12 protein-coding genes are annotated in these 12,214 nt (G+C 44.3%); 11 read left to right on the top strand and 1 reads right to left on the bottom strand.

What is annotated here, in order from left to right:
* Positions 1–3 precede the first annotated feature (3 nt).
* Positions 4–1,479, top strand: a complete 1,476-nt coding sequence (locus tag G5B60_RS02375; protein ID WP_241154469.1) for a cell division site-positioning protein MapZ family protein — start codon at positions 4–6, stop codon at positions 1,477–1,479.
* Between the two features lie 32 nt (positions 1,480–1,511).
* Here the strand turns inward: G5B60_RS02375 and G5B60_RS02380 are convergent, their stop codons facing one another.
* A complete protein-coding gene (locus tag G5B60_RS02380) occupies positions 1,512–1,994 on the bottom strand; it encodes an S-ribosylhomocysteine lyase (protein ID WP_164682404.1) in 483 nt (160 codons plus the stop codon).
* Positions 1,995–2,186: 192 nt separating this feature from the next.
* On the opposite strand from G5B60_RS02380, the gene G5B60_RS02385 reads away from it, so the two are divergent.
* From G5B60_RS02385 to G5B60_RS02430, 10 genes are all read left to right on the top strand, one after another.
* A complete protein-coding gene (locus G5B60_RS02385) occupies positions 2,187–3,794 on the top strand; it encodes a ribonuclease Y (protein WP_164682406.1) in 1,608 nt (535 codons plus the stop codon).
* Positions 3,795–3,924: 130 nt separating this feature from the next.
* Positions 3,925–4,797, top strand: a complete 873-nt coding sequence (locus tag G5B60_RS02390) for an ABC transporter ATP-binding protein (protein WP_164682408.1) — start codon at positions 3,925–3,927, stop codon at positions 4,795–4,797.
* Positions 4,794–5,534, top strand: coding sequence for an ABC transporter permease (locus G5B60_RS02395; protein WP_164682410.1), 741 nt, complete (start codon positions 4,794–4,796; stop codon positions 5,532–5,534). The genes G5B60_RS02390 and G5B60_RS02395 overlap by 4 nt, the downstream gene beginning before the upstream one ends.
* Positions 5,531–6,625 (top strand): sensor histidine kinase, encoded by a 1,095-nt coding sequence (locus G5B60_RS02400; RefSeq protein WP_241154470.1) that lies wholly within the window; start codon positions 5,531–5,533, stop codon positions 6,623–6,625. The genes G5B60_RS02395 and G5B60_RS02400 overlap by 4 nt, the downstream gene beginning before the upstream one ends.
* On the top strand, positions 6,622–7,218 hold the full coding sequence (locus tag G5B60_RS02405) for a response regulator transcription factor (RefSeq protein ID WP_164682414.1): 597 nt from the start codon (positions 6,622–6,624) through the stop codon (positions 7,216–7,218). The genes G5B60_RS02400 and G5B60_RS02405 overlap by 4 nt, the downstream gene beginning before the upstream one ends.
* A 55-nt stretch (positions 7,219–7,273) precedes the next feature.
* The gene (locus G5B60_RS02410; RefSeq protein WP_164682416.1) at positions 7,274–7,957 is read left to right on the top strand and encodes a TMEM175 family protein; all 684 of its coding nucleotides are present in this window, start codon (positions 7,274–7,276) and stop codon (positions 7,955–7,957) included.
* Between the two features lie 58 nt (positions 7,958–8,015).
* On the top strand, positions 8,016–8,699 hold the full coding sequence (locus tag G5B60_RS02415) for a TMEM175 family protein (protein WP_164682418.1): 684 nt from the start codon (positions 8,016–8,018) through the stop codon (positions 8,697–8,699).
* An 85-nt stretch (positions 8,700–8,784) separates the two neighbouring features.
* Positions 8,785–9,408, top strand: coding sequence for a guanylate kinase (gmk, locus tag G5B60_RS02420; RefSeq protein WP_164682420.1), 624 nt, complete (start codon positions 8,785–8,787; stop codon positions 9,406–9,408).
* A gap of 25 nt (positions 9,409–9,433) precedes the next feature.
* Positions 9,434–9,748 carry a DNA-directed RNA polymerase subunit omega gene (rpoZ, locus tag G5B60_RS02425; protein ID WP_164682422.1) on the top strand — a complete coding sequence of 105 codons (315 nt, stop codon included), beginning with the start codon at positions 9,434–9,436 and terminating at the stop codon, positions 9,746–9,748.
* 113 nt (positions 9,749–9,861) lie between these two features.
* Positions 9,862–12,207 carry a primosomal protein N' gene (locus G5B60_RS02430; protein WP_241154545.1) on the top strand — a complete coding sequence of 782 codons (2,346 nt, stop codon included), beginning with the start codon at positions 9,862–9,864 and terminating at the stop codon, positions 12,205–12,207.
* Positions 12,208–12,214: the final 7 nt, after the last annotated feature.

Consider the following 12,214-nt stretch of genomic DNA (forward strand, 5'->3'; position numbering starts at 1 on the left):
ATTGTGACAAAAGACACTGATAAACAACCAGAAAGCAAGCAACCTGATGGTATTGACTTTGAAAAAGCACAGCAGATGACGGTCGGCGAGGCAGCTAGAGCAGAGGCAGACATGAAAGCAGGTATCACCGAAGAAGATGGTGTGTTAGACCGCTATATCAAACAGCACCGTGATGAGGTAACTGCAGAAAAGTTTGATACCAAAGTGGCAGAGCTTGAGCAGTTAGATACAGCTTCACTTGATGAGTTTATCGAAAAGAAAAAACAAGAATTGCAAGAACTCGAAGAGATTGAAGCGCAAAGCCAAAAAGAAGAGACTGCTTCTAGCGATGAAGTGCCCCAAACACCTGTTGAGGAGGCGCCTGTCATTGACGAGATAGAAGTCACACCGCTTGTGAAAAACGAAGCACAAGAAGAAGTGGCTCAAGAGGAAGAAGCGCCGTCACTTGAGGAGAACTTTGTTGAAGAGGACAATCAAAAACGCTCTCGCCGTATTGTCTGGGGAAGTTTGATTGTCTTGGTTTTAGCGATTATCGCTTTTTGCTTCACATGGTTTAGTAATAATAAAGACCAAACAACAAGTACTAGCACGTCATTAACGACCAAAACCAGCACAAGTACATCAAGCTCAACAAGTACCAAGGCAGCTAAAGAAGCCAACAGCGCCTTTACAAAAGCTTATGACGCTTTCTTTACAGACAGTACGCAAACAGCTCTCAAAAACAGCCAGTTTGACCAATTGTCAGATTTAAAGACCAAGCTGGACGCTTTGAAAAATACTAGCTATTACAAGGCTGCTAAGAGCAAGTACGACAGCTTAGAAGCACAAATCAAGGCTATCCAAGCGGTGAATGCTAAGTTTGACTCTGCTAGAGTCGTTGATGGTAGTCAGACAGACGCTACTGTCAAGTCAGATGCGAACTTTGATGATTTGGCTAGCAGCACACTAAATACAGGCAACAGCACGCTTGACAAACTCTTGCAGGCAGCCGTTACCGACGGACGTGCGCAATTAACCAGCGCTCAAGAAGCAGCAGCGCAGGCAGCGTCATCAGCTGATACGACAGCACAAAGTGCAGCCGCAACAGATACAACGCAAGCACAGTCTTCAACAGACAGCACTCAAGCAACAAGTGGACAAACGGTATCTGCAGCGTCAAGCTATGGTATCACTAACTATGACCCTGCTATCTTGCAACGTGATCGCAGTCGTGTGCCATACGACTTTAGCAAGATTGCTGATAGCTCAAACTCTGCTTGGACATTTAATCCAGGTGTGCTTGAGAAGATTTTGGAGATTTCACGTCAACGTGGCTATATCACAGGTAATAACTTTATCTTAGAGCGTGTCAATATCATCAACGGCAACGGTTATTACAACATGTTTAAACCTGATGGAACTTATCTCTTCTCTATCAATGATAAGACAGGTTACTTTGTCGGAAATGCCGCTGGTCACTCTGATGCACTCGATTATTAAGAAAAAAATCAGACGCATGCGTCTGATTTTTTTTAAACCACGTGGCGATTAAATGGGTCGTCTGAAATGCCTTCTGAAAGGATGAGTTTTGCCCATTCTTTAGCAGAAAAGAGGCTGTGGTCTTTGTAGTTACCACAAGACTCAATGGTTGTGCCTGGGACATCCTCCCAAGAAGTGACATTAGCAATTTCTTCTAGGCTTGAAGTGATGACTTTTGCGATGTCTGTGCTGGTGTGTCGTCCCCACATAATCATGTGAAAACCAGTACGGCAACCAAAGGGTGAGCAGTCAATCATCCCATCAATGCGTGTGCGAATGAGTTTTGCTAGCAAGTGCTCAATGGTATGAAGCCCAGCCGTAGGGATGGCATTTTCATTTGGCTGAACGAGGCGAATATCAAAGTTTGTGATAACGTCTCCTTTTGGTCCCACTTCCTCAGAAATCAAACGCACATAAGGCGCTTTAACGGCAGTATGATCTAGCTCAAAACTCTCAACGATAACGTCTTTTGACATGTTTTCCTCCTGTAAATTGTACTCATAAAGTAGATTATGTGTTCCTTATAACAAGGTCATCTTTTAGTTATCATATCATAAAATCTTGAAAAATGCTTGTTATTTTAAATTGAGAATTGTTACAAATTATGATAGAATTTTAGGTGGTCTTTCCTTAATGAAAGCTAGTAAAATTTAGATTGAGGTATAAACATGCTTAATGTTATCATTGCTGTTGTTTGTGCCCTCATTGGTTTGATTATTGGTTATGCGGTGATGACGATGCGTCTTAAAGCATCGCAAGACGCCGCAGAGCAAACTCTTTTAAATGCTGAACAAGAAGCTGTCAATGTTCGTAGTAAAGCTGAGCTGGAAGCAGAGCACATTCGCCAGTCAGCAGAGCGTGACAGCAGAGCCCAAAAGAAAGAATATCTCTTAGAAGCAAAAGAAGAGGCTAGGAAGTATCGTGAAGACGTTGATAGGGAGTTCAAGTCTGAAAGACAGGAGTTAAAGCAAATGGAGACACGCTTAACAGAGCGTGCAACAACTCTTGATCGAAAAGATGAAAAGCTCTCCGATCGTGAAAAGCTCCTTGGAAGCAAGGAGCAGAGTCTAACGGATCGTACTAGACATATTGATGAGCGTGAAAAACAAGTCGCAACATTAGAAGAACAAAAGCATCAAGAACTGGAACGCTTGGCAGAACTCACACAGGACGAGGCTCGTCAGCTTATTTTAGATAGGACTGAGGAGGGGTTGACGCATGAGATTGCGGGGCGTATTCGTGAGGCAGAGCGTGACATTAAGGAGCGCTCAACAAAGATTGCTAAAAATCTGCTAGCGCAAGCCATGCAACGTCTAGCCGGCAACTTTGTGCCTGAGCAGACGGTCACTACAGTGCACTTGCCTGATGATAGCATGAAAGGGCGTATCATTGGGCGTGAGGGGCGCAATATCAGAACGCTTGAGAGCTTGACGGGTATTGATATCATCATTGATGACACGCCTGAGGTGGTTGTTTTATCTGGATTTGACCCGATTCGTCGTGAGATTGCTCGCATGACACTTGAGATGCTTATTCAGGATGGGCGCATTCACCCAGCTCGTATCGAGGAGTTGGTGGAGAAAAATCGCTTGGAGATGGATGAGCGCATTCGTGAGTACGGTGAGTCAGCTGCCTTTGAGGTTGGCGCTCCCAACTTGCACCCAGACTTGATTAAGATTATGGGGCGTCTGCAATTTCGTACCAGCTATGGGCAAAATGTCCTTCGTCACTCTGTTGAAGTCGCAAAGCTTGCTGGTTTACTCGCAGGTGAGCTCGGTGAAAATGTAGATCTTGCCAGACGAGCTGGTTTTCTACATGATATGGGAAAAGCTGTTGATAAAGAAATCGAAGGCAGTCACGTGGAGATTGGTGCAGAGATGGCACGCAAGTACAAGGAACACCCTGTTGTGGTCAATGCTATCGCCAGCCACCATGGTGATGTTGAGCCTGAGACGGTGATTGCTGTCCTTGTCGCAGTAGCAGACTCGCTCAGCTCAGCCCGTCCAGGTGCTAGGAATGAGTCTATCGAAAACTACATCAAGCGTCTGCGTGACCTTGAGGACATTGCCAATAGTTTTGATGGGGTTCAAAACAGCTTTGCCCTTCAAGCTGGGCGTGAAATTCGTATCATGGTGCGTCCAGATAAGATTTCCGATGATGAGATGGTGATTTTGTCGCATAAAGTGCGCAAGAAAATCGAAAATAATCTCGACTATCCAGGTAATATCAAAGTCACCCTCATCCGTGAGGCACGTGCCATTACTTATGCAAAATAAAACGTTTAGAACTAGGTTCTAAACGTTTTTTTGATGAAGTGACAAAAGTCATCTCATGTCATGACAAACTGGTCTATGAGCATGTTTTACTTCCTGCTATACTAAGAGTGTCTTAAGAAAGGAGTTTGACATGATTCGTGTAGAAAATTTAAACAAATCAGTAGCAGATAAGAGCATTTTAAAAGACATCAGTTTTCAGATTGAAGACGGTGAGTGTGTAGCGCTCATTGGACCAAATGGGGCTGGTAAGACCACTCTTATGTCATGTCTTTTAGGCGATGTCAAGACGACAGGTGGCAAGATTCGTATCCTCGGGCAGTCGCCACAGGCAAAGGACTTAAAGTCAAAAGTGACCGTCCTTTTTCAGGAAAATCTGGTCCAAGAAAAGATGAAAGTACGTGAGCTTATTGCTTTTCAAAAAGCTATTTACAAGGACACTCTCTCTGATGAGGAGATAAAAGCCTTGCTGCGTTTTTCAGATAAGCAGTATGATAGTTTTGCAAGTACCCTGTCTGGTGGGCAAAAGCGCTTGTTACAGTTTGTTTTGATTTTGATTGGAAAGCCTGACATTCTCTTTTTAGATGAGCCGACAGCGGGCATGGATACAGCGACACGTCAGTATTTTTGGCGTTTGATTGACGACTTAAAAGCGCAAGATAAAACCATTATCTACTCTTCTCACTATATCGAGGAGGTGGAGCAGACAGCAGATAGAGTGCTGGTTCTAAAAGAGGGACAGTTGCTTCGTGACACGACACCGTATGCCCTCAAAAAAGAAAAGCGTCAGAAAATCTTTACGGTGCCCATTAGCTACCGCTATTTGCTAGAGAGGATAGCCGACGCCTCAGCTATTGAGGAAAAAAGGGACAATATCAGCTTTACAAGCAACAACGTTGAAGAAGTCTGGCATTTGCTTGAAGAAGTAAAATGTCCGATTGCTGATATCGAGATGACCAATCGCAGTTTGATGGATAATATTTTTAATGATGGGAGTGTGAAATGACGATGTTTAAAGCTTTGATGTGGAATGAATGGTTGTTAACCAAACGTAACCTTATCTCTTTTGTAACGGCAATTATCTTGCCCTCTTGTTTCTTTCTCTTTTTCTCGCAGGGTGTTGGGACAACCCCAGCTGAGCAAACCATTTTAAGAGACTATCTGATGACGATGACAGCCTTTGCGAGTCTCAGTCTTGTTTTTTTCACTCTGCCTTTCTCTCTAGTAGAGGATAGAAAAACCAACCGCTTGCGTCTCTTAAAGCACACGCCAGTTCCTATGCCGCTTTATTACCTTGCTAAGGTGTTGCGGATTGTTCTCTTTTACCTTGTAGCGATTGTGGTGAGTTTTTCAGTGGGGCACTTTGTGCGTGGGGTTGACCTGCCTACGTCAGAGTGGTTGATGTCAGCGGTTTTACTTATGTTTGCCATGCTGTGCTTTTTGCCTTTTGGTCTGCTGCTGTCTACCATAAAATCCAGCGAAGCCCTATCGACTGCTGGCAACCTCCTCTACATAGGCTTAGCCATGCTTGGTGGCATGTGGATGCCTCTATCCATGTTTCCTGACTGGTTGCAGGCAATCAGTAAGTGCACACCAACCTATCACTTTTATCACTTAGTTACAAGCTACCTCAAAAATGGTACAATAATAAACACATCATTTTTCGTCCTCATTGCTTATGCACTTGGTGCCTTGCTGCTGCTATTTTGGACGAGTCAGAAAAAGGAGTTTGGAGACCGTTGAAAAAACACCCCTTGTCGTTTATTCGCTACGATGTCGCTTTGTTGTTTCTTGTTTTTGCGCTGAGTTCCATTTATAACTGGAAGAGCGCTATCCTTGTGATTCCTGCGACCGTTTTGTTTGCCATAGCTTACCTCTTTTTGGTGCGAGGGATTTTAGCGAAATGCAACTGGCTGTTTTGGCTTTTTATCCTTGCTTACATCTATGGCATGGTAGTTTTTGGCGATGTCAACTTTGTCTGGTACTTTTTCTTTGCGACGAACCTTTTGGTTTACAAGTTCAACGCTAGCTGGTTTTCTTGGCAATTCATTCTCTTTTATTTGACCCTTTTTGGTGCTGTTGCGACGGTGGTTGTGAGAGACGGCATGAGCGCGGTAAATGCCATGCAGCTTTTGGTTGTGCTGGTCTTTATCATGGGGATTACAGTAGCCTCTAAAAAAGACCATCAGGCACGTCTCATCAAGCAGGAGTTGGTGGAGAAGAACCGCACCATAAACATCCTGTCTGCTGAAAATGAGCGCAATCGTATCGGACGTGATTTGCATGATACACTTGGGCACACCTTTGCCATGATGACACTAAAGACCGAGCTTGCCCTAAAGCAGTTAGAAAACAAGCAATATGACAGCGCCAAGCAGCAAATCGAGGACATCAATCGTATCAGCCACGAGTCCATGTATGAAGTCAGAGAGATTGTCAATAATCTCAAGTACCGTACGGTAGCTGAGGAGTTGCAGGAGATTGAGCGTTTGTTTGACCTGTCTGGGATTAGTCTGCAATTGACAAATAAGCTAGAGCTTGAGAGCTTGTCGCCTGTGCTCCAGTCAACTATCACCATGGTTTTACGTGAGCTGACTAATAACGTTGTCAAGCATAGTGAGGCTAGGCATTGTCGCTTGACCTTAGGACGTGACAGTGACAGCAAGCTCTTTATTGAGTGCGAGGATGATGGCGTCGGTTTTATGGAGTTGACTGGGCAGGAGCTTAAAAGCATTCGCGAGCGCCTGCAGTTGGTCAATGGAGCTAGTCAAGTTGTTTCTTTGAAACACCCGACTATTGTCCGTATCGAGTTACAAGAGGGAGATAGAGTATGAGATTATTAGTGGCTGAGGATCAGTCTATGCTGCGTGATGCGCTGTGCCAATTGCTCCTCATGGAAGAAAGTGTAGAGACGGTCTATCAAGCCAGCAACGGCTTAGAAGCGATAGCGCTTTTAGAAAAAGAGCCAGTTGATGTGGCGATTTTAGATGTCGAAATGCCAGAAAAGTCTGGGCTAGAAGTGCTGGAGTGGGTGCGTGAGCATAAGGACACTAAGGTCATCATCGTTACGACCTTTAGACGAAAAGGCTATTTTAAGCGAGCCTTAGCCGCAAAAGTAGACGCCTATGTCCTAAAAGACCGCTCCACGTCAGAACTCATGGCAACTATCAACACTGTCCTTGCTGGTGGCAAAGAATACTCGCCAGAGCTTGTTGAAGGCATTGCCTACGATGACAATCCCTTAACTGCACAAGAGCGCTTGATACTAAAGCATATCGAACAAGGTCTCACCAGCAAGGAAATCGCAAAAGCACTTTATCTGTCTGACGGGACTGTGCGCAACTACACTTCTCGTATCTTTAGTAAACTCGGTGTCTCTAATCGCATGGAAGCTATACAAAAAGCTCGCCAAAAAGATTGGCTGTAAATGCGCTCTAAAGTATGCTATACTAGTATCCTAAAGGAAAAAAGGAGAAAGTTTTATGCAGAAATTTAAGGAGCGTTTTGACGCTCTTGGAGATGCTATCGTAGCGATTGCTATGACCATTTTGGTCTTAGAAATCAGCGCACCAACCAACAGCAAAGAGCTTGGTAGCTTCATCAATCACATCGGGCTTTTTGCGCTGAGTTTTACCATGATTTTCAATTTCTGGTATGAGCGGACGCTAAATGAGGTCAGCACGGACAATACCAACGATGAAATCATCGCTCTAGATGCGATTAACCATCTCTTGGTCTGTCTGATTCCGCTGATGACCAAGTTTATGATGGTCTATGAAGAACGCTCTATCGCTGTTGTGGCTTATGGTTTGTTGAACTTTTTCATTAGCTTGCTTCAAGACATCATCAGGCTCCGCTATATCAACTACGGCTTTATTAAAAACCTGCCAGACTCGATTTCAAAAGAAACCTTAGAGAATCGTATCAGACAGTTTACCGTTCGGACAAATGGTTGGATTCTTGTCTTTGCCATTTTTGCTTACTTTAACCCAAATGTCGGGGTTTACACTTACTTGATTTTACCAGTGGTGACCTTTGTCAGACGCTATAGAGTGGGACGTGCTCTAGCCAAGCAAGGACGGACACTGCCGTCCATGATGGTTTTATATGCTAGACCCGACCGTAAAAATAAAGATGAACTGTTTGGCAGACAAAGGAGGAGATAGGACTATCTTCTCCTTATCTTTTTAGTAAAGGCTTTCAAAGATAGAAAGGAAAAAGAACATGCAGAAATTTAAGGAACGCCTTGACGCTCTTAGTGACGCCATTATTGCCATTGCTATGACTATTTTGGTCTTAGAAATTGAGGCGCCAACAAACAGTGGTGAGCTTAGCGCCTTTATCAATCACATCGGGCTTTTTGCGCTGAGTTTTACTATTATTTTTAACTTTTGGTACGAGCGCACTCAAAACGGTGTTGGCACCGACAATACCAACGATGAAATTATCGCTTTAGATACCATTAACCACCTTTTGGTTTGTCTGGTTCCATTGATGACAAAATTCATGATGCACTATGACAATCGCTCGATTGCTGTTGTGGTGTATGGGATATTGACCTTGTTTATTAGCTTACTACAAGATACCACAAGGATACTCTATATCCGATATGGCTTTGTCAAAAACTTGCCAGAGACCATTTCTAAGGAAGATTTAGAAAGACGTATCAGACAGTACGCTGTTCGGACAAATGGTTGGCTCCTTATTTTTGTCCTCATTGCTTACTTTTCACCAATCGCTGGTATCTATACGTATTTTATTTTGCCAATAGTTACCTTTGTTAGACGCTATAGAGTGGGACGTCTTCTTGCTAAGCAAGGTCGCACTCTCCCGTCTATGATGGTCTTATATGCTAGAGTTGACCGTAAAAATAAAGATGATCTCTTTGGTAGACAAAGGAGGAGATAGAGTTATCTTCTCCTTTTTAGCAAAGCGAGCTTGAAATCCCCTATGTTTTTTGGTAAACTAAAGAGAATGAATGTGGAGGTTTGACATGTCTGAACGTGGTTTGTTAATCGTCTTTTCAGGTCCATCTGGTGTTGGCAAAGGAACTGTGAGACAAGAGATTTTTTCAACACCCAACCATAAATTTGAATATTCGGTATCAATGACGACACGCCCACAACGTCCTGGTGAGGTTGATGGCGTTGACTATCATTTTAGAAGCCGTGAGGAGTTTGAAGATCTCATCAAAAAAGGTGAGATGCTGGAGTATGCTGAGTATGTCGGCAACTATTACGGCACACCTTTGACCTATGTCAATGAAACACTTGACAAGGGCGTTGATGTCTTTTTGGAAATTGAAGTACAAGGGGCTCTTCAGGTCAAGTCTAAAGTACCAGATGGTGTTTTTATTTTCCTAACACCGCCTGACCTTGACGAACTTCAAGACCGCTTGGTGGGTCGTGGGACAGATAGTCAAGAAGTCATCAAAAAACGCATTGAGCGTGCCAAAGAAGAGATTGCGCTCATGAGTGAGTATGATTACGCTGTTGTCAATGACGAGGTTGCCCTTGCTGCTGAGCGTGTTAAGCATATCATTGAGACAGAGCATTACCGTGTAGAGCGTGTTATCGGTCACTACCGTGACATGGTCAAATCAACACCCAAACTGTAAAAAAGATAGAAAGAGATAAAAGCTTATGATGTTAAAACCATCGATTGATACTTTGCTAGACAAGGTACCATCAAAATATTCCTTGGTTGTTCTCCAAGCCAAACGTGCTCACGAGCTAGAAGCTGGCGCAAAACCAACTCAAGAGTTCACCTCAGTCAAGTCAACACTTCGTGCGCTTGAAGAAATCGAGTCTGGCAATGTTATTATCCACCCAGATCCAGAGGCTAAGCGTGCAGCAGTGCGTGCTAAAATCGAAGAAGAGCGCTTGCTTAAAGAAGAAGAAGAGCGCAAAATCAAAGAGCGTATCGCAAAAGAAAAAGAAGACGGCGAAAAAATCTAAGGTTTTTAATCTTAGATTTTTCATATTCTTTGATATAATGAATAAAACAGCTAAGCCAAAAAGTAGGAGGTGGAGACGTGAAAGTTGCACAAGTCATTGTGGATGCTGCACTTATGCAGACAGATAAACCTTTTTCTTATGCTATTTCAAAGGACTTAGAAGAGGACGTTGCGCTTGGTAGTCGGGTTCACGTGCCCTTTGGGGCTAGTAATCGGCTCTTGCAGGGCTTTGTCGTTGGCTTTAAGGAGCAGCTAGACAGTTCACAGTCACTCAAAGAAATCGCAGAAGTGCTTGACCCAGAGCCGGTTCTCAATGAAGAACAGCTAGCGCTTGCGGACGCCATGCGAAAAACAGTCTTTTCCTACAAGATTTCTATCCTCAAGTCTATGCTACCAAGTCTTTTGAACTCACAGTATGACAAGCTTTTTTCCGTGACGGATGAGACGCCACAAGATGTCGTTGACAGTGTTTTTTCAGGACAAGCGAGCATGCGCTATTCAGAAGTATCAGACGCCCAAAAACAGCTTCTTACTAAGTTGGCTAGGCAAAAAAAGGTTGCCCTTGATTACCTCGCCAAGGACAAAAAGACGGTTAAAACGCAGAAATACTATCAAGTCAATTCTAGCACTCTAGCTTCTCTAGAGATTAGCCAGAGAGCCAAGAAACGTCAGGCGTTGAAAGAGTACCTAGAGACGTCTTCAAAGGGCAAGCTTAGTGATTTGCGAGAAAGGTACTCACGAGACGTAGTCCAGTTTTTCATCGAAGCGCAGGCAATCACGCTGTCTGAGCGTCTTGTTAATCGAGCGGACAGTTATTTTGAGACGGTGGAAAAGACGGATTTTCTGACCTTAAATGACGAACAGCAGACTATCGTTGAGACGGTGAGTGCAGCGATTGGCAAGGATAGCACCCCCTTTTTACTAGAAGGCGTGACAGGTTCTGGAAAGACCGAGGTTTACCTGCATATCATTGACAAGGTCTTAAAGCAAGGTAAAACGGCGATTGTCCTCGTGCCTGAGATTTCCTTGACTCCTCAGATGACTCACCGCTTTATCTCCCGCTTTGGCAAGCAAGTGGCTATCATGCACTCTGGTCTATCTGATGGGGAGAAGTACGACGAGTGGCGCAAGATAAAGTCAGGTAAAGCTCGTGTGGTCGTTGGCGCACGCTCAGCTATCTTTTCTCCGCTTGATAATATCGGAGCCATTATCATCGATGAGGAGCATGAAGCAAGCTATAAGCAAGAGTCCAATCCTCGCTACCATGCTAGAGACGTTGCTATTCTTCGTGCCAAATACCACAAGGCTGTTGTGGTGCTGGGCTCTGCAACGCCTAGTATCGAGAGTAGAGCACGAGCTAGTCGCAAGGTCTACCATTTTCTGCAGTTGACTAATCGAGCTAACCCCAAAGCTAGCCTGCCTCAAGTAGAGATTGCAGATTTTAGAGATTATCTGGGGCAAAAAAGCCCAAGCAACTACACACCACTGCTCTTAGAGAAGATTGCCAATCGTCTCGAGAGGGGTGAGCAGAGTGTTCTTATGCTCAACCGCAGGGGCTATTCCAGCTTTATCATGTGTCGGGAGTGTGCTTATGTGGATAACTGTCCCAACTGTGATATTTCTCTGACGCTGCACATGGATACAAAGACCATGAATTGCCATTACTGTGGCTTTACAAAGGCGATTCCAAGGACCTGTCCTAATTGTAATAGTCGCAGCATTGCCTACTATGGAACAGGGACGCAGAAGGCTTATGATGAGTTGCAGGAGGTGTTTCCACAGGCTCGGATTTTGCGGATGGATGTGGACACGACACGTAAAAAAGGCGCACATGAAAAGATTTTAAGGGCTTTTGGTAATGGCGAAGCTGACATATTGCTTGGCACTCAGATGATTGCCAAGGGGCTTGATTTTCCAAATGTGACCTTGGTTGGTGTCTTGAATGCGGACACGTCGCTCAATCTCCCAGACTTTCGCAGCTCAGAGCGCACCTTTCAATTGCTGACGCAAGTGGCAGGGCGTGCAGGGCGAGGAGACAAGTCTGGTGAGGTGGTCATCCAGACCTACAACCCAGACCACTACGCCATTCAGCTAGCTAAAAAGCAGGACTACGAGACCTTTTACCGCTATGAGATGAATGTGCGTAAGCAGATGTCTTATCCGCCTTATTATTACACGGTGGGCATTACACTTTCGCTAGCAGATGAGCTTGAGCTGACCAGAAAAGCCTATCAGGTCTTAGCCATGCTAAAAGAAACGCTGAGCCCTGAAGCAAAACTCCTTGGTCCAACACCAAAACCAATTGCCAGAACACATAACTTATACCACTATCACATCATTATCAAATACCGCTTTGAGGACAATCTAGAGACGGTTCTCAATCGTATCCTTGATTGGACGCAGGAAAAGGACAACAAAAAACTGCGGGTGCAGATTGATAATGAACCACAAAACATATAGAAAAGAG

The sequence above is a fragment of the Streptococcus hyointestinalis genome (genome assembly GCF_011039275.1).
GTDB classification, from domain to species: Bacteria; Bacillota; Bacilli; order Lactobacillales; family Streptococcaceae; genus Streptococcus; species Streptococcus hyointestinalis_A.